Below are 19,460 nucleotides of genomic sequence, written 5' to 3' on the forward strand. Positions count from 1 at the left end.
GTCCTATATTGTAGGGCGGCTTTTTTATGTCTGCTTATTTGCACTCTATTATTGTAAGATTTTGAGCATTGTAAGCTTGTTAATTCTTAATTTGAGTGGTTATTATCCTTACTATCAGCATCTTTCATATTATTGCTATTATCCTCTACCTGACTGCTCTGTATACCGACTGAATCGTGGCTTTTTGGATTTTCACCCATCAGCTCACGCTTCATATTTTTTATACGGGGATCATGTTTAAAAAATTTACGATAGATTGCTTTTATCATTCTGTAAATTAGATAAAAAATACCGCCAAGTACAAGCAGCCACCACAGTTGTATCAATCCAAGCGCTACTGATCTAAGTATCTCCCAGCCATCTTTAAATGCTTGACTCACTTGACTACTAAAACTTGGCTGCTCAGCATCTAATAGCACATCTAGATTTTGTGTGGTTTCTTTATAACTGATATCTGGCTGCATAAAGGTCAGGTTAATGGTGCTATATTGAACTTTATCAGCAATAGCCAGTTGCTCAAGCTTGGCAAGCTCTTGCTGACGACGTGCCGCATAAGTCGCGGTAATAGCATCAACATTGCTACCTTGGTCTTTATCATTTTTACTACTCAGGCGTTCTTGGCTAAGCTCGCTTGCCATATCACTATTTAGCTGGCTCGCTAGCTGTTCACGATAAATATCTAATGTCACATCTTGAGCACTAAACTGCTGCCCATTTAAAAATGCGACTTGCTGTTGTAATTGCGCTAGGAACTTACTGACATTGGCGCGAGGAATACGAACCGTCATGTCAGCTTGACGAGTGTAGGTTGTAATCGTGATATTTTTATTGCCTTGTACAAAGGTTCGACTATCACGTGGATGATTGCTAATATTGCTAAGTACCACATAACCAGCCTGTTGCCGTGTCAAACTCTCAATAGCATCACTAGTTTTGACGACATCTTCAACTTTAAAATCAGCACTGGCAGTTATCAATAGCGCTTTGCCCGCAATTTTAATGTCTGCTGCCTGACTACCAAGGGTCTGTTCACTAGTGCTCGATAGGTTTGCAACCTCTAAGCCATTGGATGCGTTATCGACTGCCGCATCGGACATGATGCCAGCCATCTCACTATTAACAACCTCCTCCGTTGCAGACTGAACCGACTCCATATCAGCGCTACTCTCTGCATATTCAGAAGAGCTATCGCAGCCGCCTATCAATAACACAGACCCAAGCATTATTGGTAGACATAAAACTGATGGAAACAAGGCTTTAGGCAGTAATATTGAATGAGACTGCTGAGTGTCATACTTCTTTTGAGTGCATTGCGTCATTATTTTATAATCCGGCATTTTACGAGATATGGTAAACATATTGGATAAAAATATTTTAGCTTTTATTATAAAGCCAACCACCTTTATCCTACTTTTGTTTAATAATTAACGTTAATTATAATGATTACTTACTAAAAGTATATCTCTAATATTGGCTCAGATTATTTATAGAAAAAATTTTGCTTGTTATTCGCCGATAGCTTTCATACGATGGTAGTCATTCAAATTTATTAAAATAATCGGGAGCCATCATGCAAGAGATAGAGCTAAAGTTTTTGGTACCAGAGTCGCGACTGAAAGGTTTGATGCGCCAAGCACGAGTCAAATCTTCTGAGGTGACACAACTGGCTGCCCATTATTATGATACCCCAGACCAACAGCTTGCAGAGGCAGGCATTGGCTTGCGTATCCGTAAAGAAGGCGATGCTTGGGTACAGACCATCAAAGCGGGCGGCGATGGCATTGCAGCACGCCTAGAGCATAATGCGGTACTGGATAATGAACAAGTACAAGCGATGCTCGATAATAATACGCTCATGCCTGATTTAACCATTTATAAAAACACCTCTGTCGCCCCTGCTCTGGCTGAATTTAAGCTAAAAAAACTGGCTAAAAATCTCACACGGTTATATGTGACCGATGTAGAGCGCACCACACGATTGCTAGTGGATGATAGTGGTAGTGATGGTGACAATGATACGAATAACCATGTCGAGATTGCGTACGATTATGGAGAAATTATTCACGGTAATGATGATACTCAGCGTGATGCTATTCAAGAGATTGAATTTGAGCTGGTATCAGGAGATATCGATTTTTTATTTGCAACCGCCAAAACTTGGTGTAAGCGCTACAAGCTTTGTTTGTCTACGGTGACAAAAGCTGAGCGCGGTGGTTTACTCATCACAGAACAGCAGCATAGTCCAGCTGCCCACGCTGACCTTGACCAGCTAAATATAGATAAAAAAATTAGCATGCCTGCTTTTGTGCGCGCAGCGGTACATAACTGTCTGTTGCAAATACTGCCCAATAGCAGCGCTATCGTCGCTGGCAGCGAAGACGACGACCATGCATTACAACTATACATTGGTATTGTCCGCTTACAAGCTGCCCTGCAAGCATTTGCCGGCTATTCTGACGAAATCAATCCAGACTGGCTGCCGATACTAAAACAAACAGCCACATTATTGGATGAATATCGAGAGCTTGCCCATCTTGCCTCACATATAGAGCCTAACTTACAGCAGCATGGTGCACCTACTGTCAATTGGGCAACAGATATGGATGCGCTGAAGATTACTCCGAAAGATGCCGTCAGTGCCAACGATTTTCAGCTGACCTTACTTGAGCTGATCGCCTTTACCATGAGCGACCCAAGCCTTGAACCGCAAGCTGATCAACTCGCCGTCGATAAACTGGCAAAAACCTTATCCAAACAGCAGGCAAAGCTTGGCAAGGCAGTACAAGAGCTACAGAGTAAAAAAGACGTTGGCTCAGATAACATTAATATAGAAAGCAATGATTTAAAAGATGATGATTTACAAAGTGTTGACTTAGACGATAGTGACTTAGAAAACGTAGATTCAAAAAGTGACGATATAGAAAATATTGATCTAGACGATAATAATGCAGAGCATGAGGTGCATGAGCAGTTAACCACCTTACTTTATATCAGTGAGTTTGCCACGCCATTATTAGATAAGAAAAAGTCAAAAAAGAAAAAAGCGAAAAAGGAAAGCAAACGCTGGCTAAAATACTTAGCAAAAGCGCAAAAGACTTTGAATAAATATCATAATCATAAAATGTACCAACAGCGCTATCAGTTGAAATCAGAGACAGATAGCAATGCCCTATATGGCGCTGGTTGGTTTGCCGCCATGCTAACAAGAGATCATAAGCGCACAGAAAAACGCTTGGCGAAAGTGACAGACAGCTCAGTATTTCGGTAAAAATGCTCTTATAGTCATTCGACTATAAAAGCATTACAGCGTTAGCCTCGCTTGAAGTATTTAATATACATCTACACTCGGTTGCCTTGTACTACTTTTAAATTGAATCGACTATAGCAGCATGAACCAAGCTTAAAATAAGCCAAGCTTGGAATAAAAAAGACAGCTCACTTTATATGGGCTGTCTTTTTTTAAGCGCTTGCTTTGAGGTGCTTTTTTTAATTGAATCCTTAAACTCAGCCATTTGGAAAACGTAATACTTCAACTGAGTTAAGCATATTTCAAAAATTACTATCCGCTTTCTACATCTAGCGTGTTTGTAAGCTTAAGTATTTTATAAACCTAAAACTTTCATACGCTCACTAACTGGCTGATACGTTTTCTCGCCAGCAGGCTCAACAATGTTGCCAAATGGCATTTGTGCCACCAATTCCCAACTATCTGGGATAGCATAAGCCTTAGCTGCGTCTTCATCCACAAGCGGATTGTAGTGCTGTAAGTTGGCACCAACATTTAAAGTACGTAACTCTGTCCACATCGCATACTGATGCATGGCTGAGGTTTGCTGAGCCCAAACTGGGAATCTATCTGCATATAACGCAAACTGCTCTTGCAGTGACTCAGTCACGTTTTTATCTTCATAAAACAGTACCGTACCCGCTGCCGCACGGAAGCCATCTAGCTTTTGCTTAGTGCCAGAAAAGTCGCCATCGCCGACGGCTGCACGCAGTTTTTCTTCAGCGATATCCCACAATTTCTGGTGCTCGGCATCAAACAGTACGACCAAGCGCGAAGATTGTGAATTAAAAGCAGAAGGGGTATGCAATAAAACACGTTCTGCCATATTGACAATTGCTTGTGGCTCTACTGGCAGCTCATTACCCAATGCATATATTGAACGGCGCTCATCAAAAGCTTGTTGTAAAGTGACTAAACTTTCTTTAGACATCGATATTATCCTTATAATTATCATAAAATATAGGTCAAACGAGCCATGTTTAGCATGACAAGTCGATCATTCATAAGCAAGCTATTATATCAATATACTAAATAATATCTAGACTCTATAAATTTTATTTTATCAATCACTCTATAACATTATTCTGTTTTACTTAGGGCGTATCCTGAGCCTGAACGAAAGTACCTAAATGGGCTAAGAATGGTTAATGAGCAACAATCGTCACCGATATGCCCTCTGCAATTTGGTCGAACAATTCAATAATATCCTCATTACGCATACGTATACAGCCATGCGAGAGTGGCACACCCATCGGTTCATTGTCTGGCGTACCATGAATATAAATATAACGCTGATAAGTATCACAGCCACCTTGACTATTACTGCCTTTATTAAAGCCCTCTTCCACACCACTTAGCCAAAGAATACGGCTTAATATCCAATCGCGTTCAGGATGTCGCTCACCAAGCTCAGTACTATATCTCTCGCCCGTAGGGAGGCGTCCGATAAACACGGCATTCATGGGTTCATTTGCGCCAATCTTTTTAGCGATAAAGTGTTTGCCAAGAGGTGTGCAGCCGCTATCTTGCTGACTGCCAATGCCATTTTTAGCAGTAGACACCGTATATTGAGCCAATTCTCTATTATGCTGGTAGAGCGTTAATGTTTGCTTAGCAATATTAACCACCAACTGCACATCAGAACTTTCGTTATTTTTCTCGTTATAGCTTTCGTTATTTGTCATAGAATGTTTCCAACAGTCATTTACCCAATAGATATCATTATTGACCGCGTGATAAGTAAGTGGATTGATTTTTTCTATTATTAAGGGATTGTATCAAGGCTTTTGGCACCGTAATATAGGGGCACACTTTTTGATGCTAGCAGATTATGACGACTATTTCACCGACACGTGTGTCGATGTATGATTTTCTCTATCAAGATACTAAGCCAATGGCATCTTTATTGGCAGATGCCGCCAAGCTTTCATTACCACAAGCTCGATTGGCAATGGATGCCAGTTTGCAGGCCATTATCAGTGCCTTGCTTGCTTACCAGCAGCACAATGACGGACAAGCGGTGAGCAAAAAGCTATTTAGTCGAGGCGCTGTTAAAGAGCTACGCCAATATAATTCGATGAATTTTTCGACCATGAATGCGACGTTATATCACCGCCATGAAGCAGCGGATGCGATATTTTATGATAATGCTCGCGTGATTAAAGCGAGTGACTATATTGCTCAGCAGATTGACGCAACAACGCAGCAAGTACAGATACTTCTCACGTCCTTATGCGTGATTGTCTTACGTGAGCTGGCTATTTTAGCCGACTATAGCCAACTTGATAACGACGAGATGGATAAGTGGTTCGCTTTACAGCCACAGTTTTTATCAGCTGCTCGCTTTGCCATCAATGAGCCAGCGTCTGTCTCTGTTAAATTGAATGAGGTAAATGAAGATAACAGTCTAGTCGTAGCATCAGAGATCAATTTAGACTCGACAGTAAAAACAAAGGCAGCAGCCGAATCCGAAAACCATCCTCATACAGAACGTGCCTTATTAAGTACAGAGCAGCTCGCTGACACCCCACCAGCGTTCAATCCTTACTGGCATGAGTTGACGACATTTAAGCCTGAACGTCATGAGCCTGTGCAAGATATGCAGTTGGCAACTGGCAATTATTTAAAAGCCATTGGGCGCTCACCTGATAACCTGCAGCAAGGTCGCCATAACGACATGCTAGTCTTTACAGAAATGCAAGCCATTGCCCTGCCACACCAACGCTGGCTATTACAGCTCGCAAAAATCTCAGATATCTATCTCAGTCGTAATCGCCTACGTATTACCTCCGAACCTGCCAGCGCACCCAAACCGCCTTTGGTAAGCTTAGGTTTAATTGGTGGTCATAACGACAATACGCCGACCACCACCAGCGAAAAGCCCATTGAATACGAGGCATCCATACCCCTTTGGAAAAATCCGGTTATCCTGATTATTATTGCTGTTATCGGTGTACTTGGCGGGCTTGCAGCGCTCAAGTATCAAAGCCAAAAATCTGACGGTGTGTTACTGGCGACAGAAGAGGTCATAGAACAAGATATTATCGAAGAACGTCAACAGCAGGATGTGGCTATTGTCATGGTGGACGATGATGAGCCCGAGGCTGAAGAAACAGAGGCGTCTCAATAATAAATAAAAGCTCTGAAGACAGAACTTCTTAATTAGCAAAAAATTATCGTACAAACCTTCAAAAAATCCACAAAAAAAGGCGCTATTCATATAGCGCCTTTTTTTATTCATGTATCTTATTCATGCTTTATCTAGCAAAGCATACTTACTTTGATAAATCACGACCACGGCTAGCTTCGATAGCCAAACGTAGACCATTTAGACGGATAAAACCTTCAGCGTCTTTTTGATCATAAGCACCTGCATCATCTTCGAAAGTTGCGATTTTTTCATCAAACAATGAATCATCTGACTTACGACCAACAACGCTCACAGCACCTTTGTATAACTTCACACGTACTGTGCCATTGACATATTCTTGTGACTTGTCAATCAATGCTTGTAGCATCATACGCTCAGGACTGAACCAATAGCCGTTATAAATCGTTTTAGCGTAGCGTGGCATCAGCTCATCTTTTAAATGTGCGGCTTCACGATCGAGTGTCAATGACTCAATACCGCGATGCGCTTTTAGCATAATGGTACCTGCTGGCGTCTCATAGCAACCGCGTGATTTCATGCCAACATAACGGTTTTCTACGATATCCAAACGTCCGATACCATGCTGACCGCCAATCTCATTTAGCTTAATCATGACTTCGTACGGCTTAAGTACTTCACCATCGATGGCAACGATATCACCTTTTTCGTACTCTAATTCTAAGTATTGTGCTTCATCAGGTGCTTCTTCTGGGCTGACTGACCAGCGCCACATATCGTCTTCTGCTTCGGCGTAAGGGTCTTCTAAAATACCGCCTTCATAAGAGATGTGTAGTAAGTTGGCGTCCATTGAGTACGGAGATTTTTTCTTATTGCCCGCATAATCAATCGCAATGTTATGCTCTTTAGCATATTCCATCAAGCTCTCACGGCTAGACAAGTCCCACTCACGCCAAGGGGCAATGGTGACCACGTCAGGCGATAAAGCAACCGCGCCAAGCTCAAAACGGACTTGGTCATTCCCTTTACCAGTCGCGCCATGACTGATCGCATCGGCATTGTGTTCTTTAGCAATTTCAACCAAGCGCTTGGCAATTAACGGACGGGCGATAGAAGTCCCTAGCAGATACTCGCCTTCATAGATAGCGTTAGCGCGGAACATCGGGAATACATAATCACGGGCGAACTCTTCACGTAAGTCTTCAATATGAATATGTTTGATGCCCATAGCTTCAGCTTTGGCGCGTGCTGGCTCAACTTCTTCGCCTTGACCGATATCAGCAGTAAAGGTAATCACTTCTGCATCATAGGTTTCTTGCAGCCATTTAGCGATAATGGAGGTATCAAGACCACCTGAATAGGCCAAGACAATTTTATTAATATTTTTTGGATCAAGTTGAGCCATGAAGAACTCCTATTGTGAGCATTTAGTGTTAGGAAAAGCGTTAAGATTCAATCAAAAGATAAATTACTTGCTCAGTGTACATCATATTTACTATAGGCAAAAGTGCAACTGCCCCATGGCATAAGCTTTTGATTTAAATTTTGAGTCGATAGATTTCAATTATTCACATATAGTTGACAATTAACTGCCGTAAATTAAAAAACAACCCTTGTATTATGTACAGATATTTAGCCGCATATTTAGTCAAGTAGGCAAATCTGTTATGATAGCGGTACAGTATCCCTTCCTTTTATTTCCGTATATGACGATATAGAGCGCGACGACATTATGACTGATTCGATTAGAGAATTGACCATCCTTCAGCCAGACGATTGGCATATCCATTTACGTGATGGCAAAGCATTGAGCACTACTGTATCGCACGCAGCAAACAGCTTTAACCGTGTCATATGTATGCCAAACTTAGTGCCTCCTGTTAAGAACACTGACGATGCGCGTGCCTATCGCGACCGTATCATGGCGCACTTAGTAGCCAGTGAGCTGAGTGCTGAGCGCAAAACTGCATTTGATCCACGTATGACTTTATATCTCACTGACAAAACCACTGCCCAAGATATCGAGATGGCAGCACAATCAGGTATCGTCCAAGCGGTCAAGCTTTATCCTGCTGGCGCGACTACCAATTCGGCTGATGGTGTCACCAATATTAACGCCTGTGTCGATGTTTTTGAAGCATTAGAAAAGTACAACCTACCACTATTGATACATGGCGAAGTGACGCAAGATCATGTGGATATCTTTGACCGTGAAAAGCGCTTTTTAGACGAAGTGTTGGCGCAAATCATTGTCAAATTCCCTACATTAAAGATTGTCGTCGAGCATATTACTACCAGTGATGCCGCTGATTTTGTCTTAGCACAAGGCAATCACATTGCCGCCACTATTACCCCGCAGCATTTAATGTTTAACCGCAATCATCTATTGGTTGGCGGTATCAAGCCACATTTTTATTGCTTGCCTATTTTGAAGCGTGAAAGCCATCAAAGAGTATTATTAGATGTGGCAACCAGTGGCAATCCTAAGTTTTTCTTAGGCACGGATTCAGCCCCGCATGCGACGGATAAAAAAGAAGCCGCTTGTGGCTGTGCTGGCTGCTATAGCGCCGCAACTGCCTTGCCATTGTATGCCACCGCTTTCGATAGCGTGGGAAAAATAGACAAGTTAGAAGGCTTTGCCAGTCGTTTTGGGGCTCAGTTCTATGGATTACCAGTCAATGAAAGCACGATTACGCTTGTCAATACGCCTATGCACGTGCCAGCAGCCTATCCTTATTTTGATGGCTCATCATTGACCCCGCTTATGGCAGGCGAGACACTGCCTTGGTCTATCAAAGCATAAAACTCACTAAGCAAAACCATCTGTATTCTATTTTAACTTGAGAAGTTTAGCCCTATGATAAGAATGACATCTGCTAACCAGCAGTGTGATTTGTATCATAGGTTATTTATTTTTCATTTAATGTCTTAATTCAATATAACAGTACGACTGATAAAAGCGATTTAACCAGATATGACCACTCCAAACGATGCCGCCTTACCTGACGAAAACCCATCAAACCCTGTAGATAATAGCATTAAGAGCCCAGCAAATAGTCACACAGAAGATGCCGCAGCAGACGAGCTAGCACCAATGCGTCTAAAAGACCGATTTCGTAAGTTTCTGCCTGTCGTCGTTGATGTGGAAACTGCCGGCTTTAATGCGCAAACCGATGCTTTACTAGAGATTGCCTGCATTCCTGTACTACTGAATGAGCAAGGTGTGTTTTATCCTGGGGAAGCATTCAATGCTCATATCGAACCCTTTGAAGGCGCGAATCTTGAGCCAAGTGCCCTTGCCTTCACTGGCATTGATCCCAACAATCCAATGCGTAAAGCCATTGCCGAAGACGAAAAAACAGCACTACGCCGTATCTTCAAAGGGTTAAAAGAAGTACGCCGTACTGAGGACTGCCGCCAGTGCGTCTTAATTGGGCACAACGCCCATTTTGACTTAGCATTTTTGAATGCGGCAGTGCTGCGTACCAATAACAAAAGTCACAACCCGTTTCATAACTTTTCAGTTTTTGACACAGTGACTTTATCTGCGCTGGCATTTGGTCAGACAGTACTAGCACGGGCTTGCAAGGCAGCGGGGCTTGATTTCGATGGTAATGATGCACATTCTGCCCTATACGATACACAAAAGACTGCTGAGCTGTTTTGTCATATCCTAAACCATTATCCTATGCTGGCTAATGCGATGCATACTGAAGAAAATAAAGAGGATTCGACTGAGAGTAGTCACAAATAATCCATTTATCACATATCCTATATTGCCAACTACCCATAATAGTGCTATTTGTAATACTTGATGACTTTAACATCTTGGTTTTACAATCAATAGGGATATGATTGATATCACAATAAATCAGCAACTTGTCTAACCGTTGAATATCATATTGTGTAAAACAATTCAAAAACAGATAAGTTGTTGTAATTACTAACATTAGAACGTCTCGTTATATCCTATAGATGGTTTAAGTTGCCCACATTGTCTCGATAGCCCGTACGATTCATGCTATCGAGGCGTAATAGGAGGGACTCTATTATGGATCCACAGCTTAAGTTATGGGGAACCATCCTCGGTTATATGCTGCTCGCATTGACTATTAGTGCTTGTACTTCTCTATGGATTCGCTATCATTTAAAGCGTAATGACTTACATCCTCGCCGTGCGATCAAAAAAAGATACTTAATTTTAAAAAGAAGAAGAAAAAGGCTTGACAGCAAGCACAGACGCTATTAGAATACGCACCACTTCAGCATAAAGGTGAAAGCAGCTGAGGTGTTGTGTTACTAGTCCCCATCGTCTAGAGGCCTAGGACACCGCCCTTTCACGGCGGTAACGGGGGTTCGAATCCCCCTGGGGACGCCACTATTTGGCGTCACTTGTTAGCAAGTTTGCTGTAAAGCATCTGATAAGACTAATAAGCGTACCACCAAAAATCCCAATCACATACTATTGTGATTGGGATTTTTTTATGCTTTTTTTTATATCATGAGGTTCTTGATACCTTAGCACTCAGTTCGTCATCGCCGATTTACTTCATAAATGAAGCCTAATTAATTTTATAGATAAGTTTCGTTATTAAGTTCGCTCAAGATATTAAGGTATATTTACTAAGCGTCGCTATCCATAGTTTCTATACTTAGCTTGATATTTTGTTTATTTATTGAACTCTTCACCATAAATTTAAGCAAAAAAATCCAGCATTGAATAATGGATTTTTAAATCAAACAGTCTATTTTTACAAAAACCACCAAATCTTATCTGATAGCATTAGCCACAACAATGTCATCACGATCATGATACCGAGTACCGTTTGAATCAAGAAGAATGCTTGATGCTGACCAACAACCTTACTTAACGTCACCCCTAACGTGCTGTACTTGATAGGTGGCGTGTCAATATTGCCAGTTCTTGCTTGTTCCTCATAATACCCTTGTAAGATATCTAAAAATTCGCGCCATGCGTTAGAGCCCCAATCATAGGGTTTAAATGGCATGAGTTTTTTCAGCTCAGGCTCTTTGGTCATCCAACGTTCAAGTGTAATGGAGCGTAGAGACCAGTTCGAAAAACGGCGTTCGGTAATTTCTGAAAAATCTAAGATTTTTAATTCTTTATGTCGATCGTCTAATAATAAGCGATTCTTTAGATTGGTTAAATCTTGTTCTGACCCTTCTGCACATTGAAAAAAGTAGCCATTGCCATAGCAAAGAATACCCGTAACATTATCGGCTTGGTTACGCTCAATCGCGACCTCTGAGATGTCGTTAAGCGTGCTGGGGCTTGAAAGACCAGTCGAAGTAATTTGGCTTATATATATAAGCTGGCAGAGATCTGTCGTCACTGGATTTGTCGAATCGTTGATTGTTGACAATCAGCTTCTCCCTATTTTTAGGTAAATGTAGCTAAGACAACCATACTAAATTTAGAAAAAACATAGAAACAAGATCTTTGAAAATATCAAATAGGCTTGGTATATTATTGATTTTATAAATGTTTATATTAATTGTATTAAGTTGGTTACATCATAGGCTAGTTTAGTCATCAAAGCAATATATGTTTATCTTATATCATTAATTGAAAAAACCAAACAATAATTCGTAATTATTTATATTGAGAACTTGCACTGTGGTTTATGGGCAGCGATAGGACAAATAGGTAATATGGGAGGGGAAAGTGATGATAAAAATCGTCACCAATGAGCGATAAGACCACTGGCTCATTAATGAGATTGATACAGACTGATATCTATTACGAGTGTTTAATTATTTTTAGTCTGCTCAGAACAGAACTGGGCATTCATAATCGCTGCGAGCAAGATAGCATCATCAGGATAGGTGAGCTTGATATTCTGGCGACTGCCAGTCACGAGGCGAATGGGTAGGTCTAAACATTCAAATGCACTGGCTTCATCAGTAATGGTGAGCTCGTGTTCAGCGACATAAGTTAATACTTTTTGCAGCTGACCTAAGCGAAACACTTGCGGCGTTTGTGCTTGCCACATATGACGACGATCGATAGTACATTTAGCGTAAGAATGTGGGCTGCTACTCACTGTCAGGTTAACTACAGGCGTCTCACCTACAAGCTCAGATTGAGCGGTAGACTGGGGATAAGACTCCTTTAAAGTGTCAGCCACCGGTGTCGCTAAGATAGCGCCATAGGGCTCTAGCATCGCCGCTTCGATGACCTCTTCAATATCATGACTGGGGACCGCAGGACGCGCAGCATCATGAATAACAACCAAATCTGAGTCGTCGGCTCCCGCCTCAATAATCGCCTTTACCCCTGCCTGTACGGACTGCCAGCGCTCAGCGCCGCCCATGGCATAATGTATGGGTAGCGCAAAATTAAGCGTCTGTGCTGTACTGTCATCTGCTGCGACGACTAATAAACATCTATCAATATAAGTACTACTAGCAAGCCGTGCCACACTATGCTGTAGCAAGGTTTGCCCTTGCAACATCGTATATTGCTTAGCAATAGAGGCACCAAAACGACTACCGCGACCCGCAGCGACGATCATGGCATGTACATTAGGTGTGATATTCATAAGGCAATATTCATAAAGTAGTATTCATGGTTAGAGCCCATGATAGTATTGCTAGGGATAGACGAGGAATAAGAGAAGTAACGAATTTCAGGTGAATAAGATTTCTATTATAGACAATAGAAGATCATAATTTTAGACAGTTAAGAGCAATTAATAACGGCTATGCGTCGTGGGTGCCGTAGATACTTGTACAAAGGTCTCGTTCGGCTTAATCAAACCCAAGTCTAAACGAGCGTGCTCTTCCACTGCCTCAAGACCAGTTTTTAAGTCATGCACATCAGTACGCAATAAGTTATTTGCTGCCACTTGGTTTTCGTTTAAGCGTTGTTGTTCTTCGATTTGAGTCAGCAATTTATTATGCTCAAAGCGACCATTTTCGCCCAGCCAATACTGATATTGCAATCCCAAAAGGACGGCAACGGCTAGAGCAAGTAGCATAAACTGGCTAAAGTATTTCATAAGATAATAACGCCGAACAACATAGAGACAATAATAAAAATAAAAAACCAGCTAAGCTTGCTAAGCGATATATCACCATATTAATGATGACATATCGCCTAGCTGTAGCAAGAAATCTGGCTTGTTAACCACGTAGACCGATGAACTCTTCACGACCACGATAGCTTGCACGTACTTGTTGCTCGATACGTAGCAGCTGATTGTATTTTGCGACACGGTCTGAACGGCATAGAGAACCAGTTTTAATCTGACCAGCAGCAGTACCAACTGCTAAATCTGCAATGGTGCTGTCTTCAGTTTCACCTGAACGATGTGAGATAATAGTTGCATAGCCATTTTTCTTCGCTAGATAGATCGCATCTAGCGTTTCTGATAAAGTACCGATTTGGTTAAACTTAATCAAAATTGCATTGGCAATATGCTTATCAATACCCTCTTGCAAGATAGCAGGATTGGTCACAAACAAATCATCACCAACCAACTGAACTTTATCACCAATCTGCTCAGTCAAATATTTCCAACCATCCCAATCAGACTCGTCAAGCCCGTCTTCGATAGAGATAATAGGATATTGACGCGCCAAGCCGACTAGATAATCTGAGAATCCTTGGCTATCAAATGCTTTGTTGCCCTCGCCTGCCAAGATATATTGACCATCTTTATAAAACTCACTAGCCGCACAGTCTAACGCCAAATGAATGTCTTCGCCCGCTTTGTAGCCGACTTGCTCAATCGCTTGCATAATAACGGTGATGGCTTCTTCGTTGCTACGCAGGTTTGGCGCAAAACCACCTTCATCACCAACCGCAGTATTTAAGCCTTGTGATTTCAACACAGATTTCAAGCTGTGGAAAATTTCTGTACCAGCACGCAATGCTTCTGAGAAGCTGGTGAAACCAACAGGCTCAATCATGAACTCTTGGATATCAACCGTGTTATCCGCATGCTCACCACCGTTCAAGATGTTCATCATCGGTACAGGCATCGTCAGCGACGTCTGATTGCGCAAGTTTGCAATATATTGATGTAATGGCAGATTTTGTGACTTGGCAGCGGCTTTTGCAGTGGCAAGAGACACCGCTAGCATGGCATTAGCGCCAAGGCTATCTTTGTTTTCTGTGCCATCTAGCGCAATCATTGCATCATCAATGCCTTGCTGTTCGGTGACGTCTTTATCCATCAACGCGCTGCGAATTTGGCTATTGACGTTAGCAACGGCTTTTTTGACGCCTTTACCCATATAGCGACTTTGGTCACCATCACGTAGCTCAAGCGCTTCGCGTGAACCAGTTGATGCACCACTTGGCGCAGCAGCACGGCCGATAGTGCCATCAGCTAAGATTACATCAGCTTCGATGGTTGGGTTACCACGCGAGTCTAAAATCTCACGGGCGCGAATGTCTTTAATTGCGGTGACGTTGGTGGTTTCTTCAGCGTACATAATGTCTGTTAATTCCTTTGGTCATGCCAAGTTTGTGGGATAAATAACGGCAACTAGAATACAAAAAAGATAAAGCAAAATATCGTATAGTGCTATGCTCAAACCAGCTTTGTTTATCTATATAGTCAGCAAGTTTTGAGCAAGATTAAAGGTGGTTTTAATACTTTAATCGTCAGCTATAGTGCTTGGCATCATAGCATAAATTTTGCCAAACTTCCCTTATCTTGCACTGACTGGCGCTGATAAAATCACACTTAGATAAACAAATTACCAATTATGGATTTGTCTCAGCACCTATAATATTAAAAGCCATATGACCCTTATGCTTTTGTTAGACGTTCTGTTTTAGCGTGGGAGCCAGATACTGTGTTATCCAGCTCAACCTTTGTTTTAAATTGGGTCAAACGTAACGCATTCATTAATACTGAAATAGAGCTGAGCGCCATCGCAGCGGCGGCAATCATAGGGTTTAAGAAACCAAAAGCAGCCAGCGGAATACCCAAGCAGTTATAAATAAAAGCAAAAAACAGATTTTGCTTGATGTTGCGCACTGTTGCATTAGCGATTTTTTGCGCGGCATCAATATGCATCAGTGACTCACCCATCAAGCGGGCAGACGCACTATGCTGGGCGACATCTGTGCCTTCAAACATGGCAAAGCTTGCATCGGCAGTTGCCATCGCTGGCGCATCGTTGACACCATCACCTGCCATTGCAACTTTATGACCAGCCGTTTGCAACAAGGCAATTTGACTGGCCTTATCACGTGGGCTCATTTTACCATAAGCTTGCTCAATACCCAGCTGCCCTGCCACATGATCGACCACAGACTGCTTATCACCACTCATCAAAATGACATTAATACCTGCGTCTTGCAGCGCAGTAATAGCCTTTGGAGTATCTACTTTTAAGTCATCAGCTAGGGCAAAAGCACCCAAAGCTTCCTCATTAATACTAACGGCAACGGTACTGGCAATTTGCCATACCTTTGGCATCAGCTTAGGCAGTGTTAAATTAGCAAACTCTGCGGTACCGACTTTTACCACACCCAAACCTTCAATATTGGCTTGTATACCAGCGCCTTTAATGACACTGATATCAGTCATATTCATCAACGGCAAATTTCGCTCAGTAGCCGCGTTAACCAATGCTGTTGCTAGCGGATGACTGGCATGTGCTTCAACGCTTGCGGCAATTTGTAACACATCATCGACTGCGATCGATTTATCCACCATCACATGGTCCACGATAGTCGGCTTACCAATGGTCAAAGTACCTGTTTTATCGAGCACTACTGTATCGATGTTGCCTGCCGCTTCAAGGCTTTGTGCGTCTTTGAACCAGACACCATGACGAGCAGCAACGCCCATACCAGCCATGATAGCGGCTGGCGTTGCCAAACCTAGGGCACAAGGACATGCAATGACCAACACCGAGACGGCATGCATCAAGGCAGTATCCATCATCCCAGTCAGCCACCACGTCACCCCAAAGGTGATAAGCGCAATGGCAACGACGACTGGGACGAATACTGCCGTCACTCTATCGGCAAGACGGGCTAAATTGGCTTTTGAGCCTTGGGCATCGCTGAGGGCTTGTACCATATCACCAAGCTTTGTATCACTACCTTTGGCACTGACGCGGTATAACAAGCTGCCATTTTCAACCAACGCCCCTGCCAATAATTTATCTCCCACTTCTTTTTTAAGCGGTACCGACTCACCGGTTAAATGACTCTCGACACACCAGCCAGCACCATCGATAACTATCCCATCCGTTGCGACGCGGCTGCCTTGCTTGGCACGCAAAATATCACCAACTTGCACGTCTTTAAGAGCAACATTATGAAAATCACCATTAGGTTGCTGTTGTTCGACTTCATCGGGCGTTAAGGACAATAATAAATCGATACTATTTAGGCTGTGTTTTTTGGTGCGCTCTTCTAGATACTTACCCGTACGCACAAAAGCAATGACCATGACGCCTGCTTCAAAATACACCGCAGGACTGCCATCCGCACCTTGACCACCAGCATGACCACTTTGCAGCAAACTGTTTAAAGTGCCATCGCCATGGGTCAGCCACAGATATGTTGAATACGCCCAAATAGTCACGGTACCGATGACGACTAGCACGTCCATATTAGCAAGACCACCTTTAATCGACGCCCAAGCGCTTTTGTAAAATGGTAAAGCAAATCCAAACTGTACAATGGTCGCTAATATAAATTGAGTCCAAATCGGCGGCATCCACGCCATACCCTGACCAACGAGCATGCCTGCCATACCAACTAAAAATGGCACCAAACAAACCCATAACCCAATCAAGCGCCATGGGTACTGAGTCGCGGTATCTTCGTCTGTTTTTGCAAACAAACTATCGGCCGCCTGCAAATTGGCAACGAAGCCTGTTTTATTTACCCATTCTGTCACTTGTTCAGGCGTTGTCTGGGTCGGATCATAATCAACATTCGCGGTCTCGCCAGCGAAATTTACACTCACCTCGTATACCGACGGCTTTTTGTTGAGCACCTTCTCAATTCGCGAGGCGCAGGCTTGACACGTCATCCCCTCAATTGCTAGCTGCAAGTGTGCACGCTGCGGCGCGAGCGGCGTATTGGATTGAATGTCAGTTTTTACATCGTAGGCGTCATGATTGTCGGTTTGGGTAATATCATTCATAAATAAAACTCGGTATGGCGTTTATGCGTTATGGCGTTATAAAGTCGTCTGAGCTAGGACAGCAACTCAGTGGATGGAATATCTAAGTCAAACAAATAGCACACTTTAAAATTTGATATTGGTATGGTCGTACTGAATAATGAGTACGCTACTATCAATAATTTTTAACCATTAAAAAACCAGCCTTGATAGCCGGTTTTTTAATACAAATGAAGCAGGTTAAGCATTAGCAACAGTGGCATCAAAGCCTGCATCGTCGATAGCAGCAGCAATTGTCTCTACACTGGTTTTGCTATCATCAAAAGTAACCGTCGCTTGATTATCTGCCAGCTCAATACTGATATCGTCTAAGCCATCGATATCGGCAGTAGCGTTATGCACACTGGCCACACAGCCACCGCAAGTCATGCCATCAATTTTAATAATACGTGTTTGGTTTGCCATGAGAGGCTCCTTATTTTTGTAACTGAGTTTTTATAGGTAAATACTTTTATTAAAGAATTGCTTTTATAATTGTCTTTTTAAGACGGCTATCTTTTAAGACGTTATAAAAATAGCACTCAACCAGCTTAAGCCCTATCACGGTTAACAACAAGGCTCTTTGATTATCACTTTATTAATAGAACCGTAAATAATAGAACCGTGAATTTATGCCTAAGTGACAGACAATAGCGCTTATTTTAGAATAACGTCTAATCATCATGACGTGGGTTTTGCGGTGCATCAAGAGGAAACGGCTGGGTCACATAATCGACCGTACTGATTGCCGCCGTAAACGCATGGATACTGGTGTCTGTATCTTCATAACGTATGGTGGCAACATTATTATCAGGATCAAGCTCGATGGCCGTCACCCCTGTGATATTTTTCAGCGCTGTCATCACACTCTTTAACCCTTCATCATCATCGATATTTTCGATACTGACTGTTGCTGTTTGCATCGCCATGATCTCAGCCTCTTATTGTCTGTGAATACATTAATGGGTATCTAACACCTCAAAGCCTTTAACCAAATCATCAATTTGCTTCAGCTGACGCAAAAACGGCTCTAACTGGCTCATACGTAGCGCACACGGACCATCGCATTTTGCAGTCTCTGGGCTTGGATGCGCTTCTAGAAACAACCCTGCCAATCCTGTCGCCATCCCTGCTCGTGCCAAGGTTGTGATTTGTTCACGGCGTCCACCCGCACTATCGCTACGGCCGCCTGGCTGCTGTAAACTGTGCGTCACATCAAAAAATACGGGGATATCCATCTGCTTCATGGTATCAAAACCAAGCATATCAACGACCAAATTATTGTAACCAAAGGCACTGCCGCGCTCACAAAGGATCAACTTATCGTTACCGCCTTCAAGGCATTTGTTAACGATATGACGCATCTCATGCGGCGCTAAAAACTGTGCTTTTTTGATGTTAATAATCGCATCTGTCTTCGCCATAGCGTGTACTAAATCTGTCTGACGTGATAAGAATGCTGGTAATTGAATGATATCTGCGACTTCAGCGACGGGTGCCGCTTGATAAGGTTCGTGGACATCCGTGATAATAGGGACTTGATATTTTTCTTTGATTTGGCCCAGCCAATCAAGACCCTGCTCTAATCCAGGACCTCGATATGAGTGCAGGCTTGAACGGTTGGCTTTATCAAAACTGGCTTTGAAGACATAGCCAATGCCCAAACGCTGACATATTTCGACATATTGCTCCGCAATCTCGAACGCCAATTCCTTTGATTCCAAAACATTCATACCACCAAATAACACAAATGGTTGGTCGTTACCGATATTAAGAGTATTGCCATTTGGCGTAGTAAGTTTGATATGTGATTGCGCTGTTGATAAATGTTCCATGAAGTCGTTGCCCTCTTTATTGTTATTAATATTTCTCTCCCATATTGTAACCGATAGACTCAGTAAAA

The 19,460-nt window shown here is 42.5% G+C and carries 17 protein-coding genes and 1 tRNA gene; 6 read left to right on the plus strand and 12 right to left on the minus strand.

Annotation, left to right across the window (positions count from 1 at the left end):
• Nucleotides 1-86: 86 nt before the first annotated feature.
• Nucleotides 87-1,319 (minus strand): DUF4349 domain-containing protein, encoded by a 1,233-nt coding sequence (locus tag I3252_RS10375; protein ID WP_238035134.1) that lies wholly within the window; start codon nucleotides 1,317-1,319, stop codon nucleotides 87-89.
• A 251-nt stretch (nucleotides 1,320-1,570) separates the two neighbouring features.
• Here I3252_RS10375 and I3252_RS10380 point away from each other — a divergent pair, with 251 nt between their 5' ends.
• Nucleotides 1,571-3,268 (plus strand): CYTH and CHAD domain-containing protein, encoded by a 1,698-nt coding sequence (locus I3252_RS10380; RefSeq protein ID WP_238035135.1) that lies wholly within the window; start codon nucleotides 1,571-1,573, stop codon nucleotides 3,266-3,268.
• Nucleotides 3,269-3,602: 334 nt separating this feature from the next.
• Here the strand turns inward: I3252_RS10380 and I3252_RS10385 are convergent, their stop codons facing one another.
• Nucleotides 3,603-4,217 carry a nitroreductase family protein gene (locus I3252_RS10385; RefSeq protein WP_238035136.1) on the minus strand — a complete coding sequence of 205 codons (615 nt, stop codon included), beginning with the start codon at nucleotides 4,215-4,217 and terminating at the stop codon, nucleotides 3,603-3,605.
• 214 nt (nucleotides 4,218-4,431) lie between these two features.
• Nucleotides 4,432-4,971 carry a L,D-transpeptidase gene (locus tag I3252_RS10390; protein WP_238035137.1) on the minus strand — a complete coding sequence of 180 codons (540 nt, stop codon included), beginning with the start codon at nucleotides 4,969-4,971 and terminating at the stop codon, nucleotides 4,432-4,434.
• Nucleotides 4,972-5,117: 146 nt separating this feature from the next.
• Here I3252_RS10390 and I3252_RS10395 point away from each other — a divergent pair, with 146 nt between their 5' ends.
• Nucleotides 5,118-6,416 (plus strand): hypothetical protein, encoded by a 1,299-nt coding sequence (locus I3252_RS10395; protein ID WP_238035138.1) that lies wholly within the window; start codon nucleotides 5,118-5,120, stop codon nucleotides 6,414-6,416.
• A gap of 145 nt (nucleotides 6,417-6,561) precedes the next feature.
• Here the strand turns inward: I3252_RS10395 and I3252_RS10400 are convergent, their stop codons facing one another.
• Nucleotides 6,562-7,800 (minus strand): argininosuccinate synthase, encoded by a 1,239-nt coding sequence (locus tag I3252_RS10400; protein ID WP_238035139.1) that lies wholly within the window; start codon nucleotides 7,798-7,800, stop codon nucleotides 6,562-6,564.
• 327 nt (nucleotides 7,801-8,127) lie between these two features.
• On the opposite strand from I3252_RS10400, the gene pyrC reads away from it, so the two are divergent.
• From pyrC to I3252_RS10420, 4 genes are all read left to right on the plus strand, one after another.
• Entirely contained in the window at nucleotides 8,128-9,198 is a 1,071-nt protein-coding gene (gene pyrC, locus I3252_RS10405) for a dihydroorotase (RefSeq protein ID WP_238035140.1), read from the plus strand.
• A gap of 291 nt (nucleotides 9,199-9,489) precedes the next feature.
• Nucleotides 9,490-10,149, plus strand: coding sequence for a ribonuclease T (gene rnt, locus I3252_RS10410; RefSeq protein WP_201600334.1), 660 nt, complete (start codon nucleotides 9,490-9,492; stop codon nucleotides 10,147-10,149).
• A gap of 297 nt (nucleotides 10,150-10,446) precedes the next feature.
• Nucleotides 10,447-10,644 carry a hypothetical protein gene (locus tag I3252_RS10415; RefSeq protein ID WP_238035141.1) on the plus strand — a complete coding sequence of 66 codons (198 nt, stop codon included), beginning with the start codon at nucleotides 10,447-10,449 and terminating at the stop codon, nucleotides 10,642-10,644.
• Nucleotides 10,645-10,697: 53 nt separating this feature from the next.
• Nucleotides 10,698-10,773: transfer RNA gene (locus tag I3252_RS10420), tRNA-Glu, on the plus strand.
• Nucleotides 10,774-11,146: 373 nt separating this feature from the next.
• Here I3252_RS10420 and I3252_RS10425 read toward each other — a convergent pair.
• The 8 genes from I3252_RS10425 to kdsA all read right to left on the minus strand — a co-directional run bounded on the left by I3252_RS10425 (nucleotide 11,147) and on the right by kdsA (nucleotide 19,392).
• Entirely contained in the window at nucleotides 11,147-11,779 is a 633-nt protein-coding gene (locus I3252_RS10425) for a BLUF domain-containing protein (RefSeq protein WP_238035142.1), read from the minus strand.
• Between the two features lie 387 nt (nucleotides 11,780-12,166).
• Nucleotides 12,167-12,958 (minus strand): 2-C-methyl-D-erythritol 4-phosphate cytidylyltransferase, encoded by a 792-nt coding sequence (ispD, locus tag I3252_RS10430; protein ID WP_238035143.1) that lies wholly within the window; start codon nucleotides 12,956-12,958, stop codon nucleotides 12,167-12,169.
• 150 nt (nucleotides 12,959-13,108) lie between these two features.
• Entirely contained in the window at nucleotides 13,109-13,417 is a 309-nt protein-coding gene (locus I3252_RS10435; RefSeq protein ID WP_055125147.1) for a septum formation initiator family protein, read from the minus strand.
• A gap of 124 nt (nucleotides 13,418-13,541) precedes the next feature.
• The gene (gene eno / locus I3252_RS10440) at nucleotides 13,542-14,858 is read right to left on the minus strand and encodes a phosphopyruvate hydratase (RefSeq protein ID WP_055125148.1); all 1,317 of its coding nucleotides are present in this window, start codon (nucleotides 14,856-14,858) and stop codon (nucleotides 13,542-13,544) included.
• A gap of 320 nt (nucleotides 14,859-15,178) precedes the next feature.
• Complete coding sequence (locus I3252_RS10445) at nucleotides 15,179-17,539, minus strand: cation-translocating P-type ATPase (protein ID WP_238035144.1); 2,361 nt, start codon at nucleotides 17,537-17,539, stop codon at nucleotides 15,179-15,181.
• A 219-nt stretch (nucleotides 17,540-17,758) separates the two neighbouring features.
• Nucleotides 17,759-17,983 (minus strand): cation transporter, encoded by a 225-nt coding sequence (locus I3252_RS10450; protein WP_011280902.1) that lies wholly within the window; start codon nucleotides 17,981-17,983, stop codon nucleotides 17,759-17,761.
• A 248-nt stretch (nucleotides 17,984-18,231) separates the two neighbouring features.
• Nucleotides 18,232-18,486, minus strand: coding sequence for a cation transporter (locus I3252_RS10455; protein WP_060491650.1), 255 nt, complete (start codon nucleotides 18,484-18,486; stop codon nucleotides 18,232-18,234).
• A gap of 30 nt (nucleotides 18,487-18,516) precedes the next feature.
• Nucleotides 18,517-19,392 (minus strand): 3-deoxy-8-phosphooctulonate synthase, encoded by an 876-nt coding sequence (gene kdsA, locus I3252_RS10460; protein WP_109589412.1) that lies wholly within the window; start codon nucleotides 19,390-19,392, stop codon nucleotides 18,517-18,519.
• Nucleotides 19,393-19,460 lie beyond the last annotated feature (68 nt).

The sequence above is a fragment of the Psychrobacter sp. Ps4 genome, from assembly GCF_022129285.1.
Lineage (GTDB): Bacteria > Pseudomonadota > Gammaproteobacteria > Pseudomonadales > Moraxellaceae > Psychrobacter > Psychrobacter immobilis_A.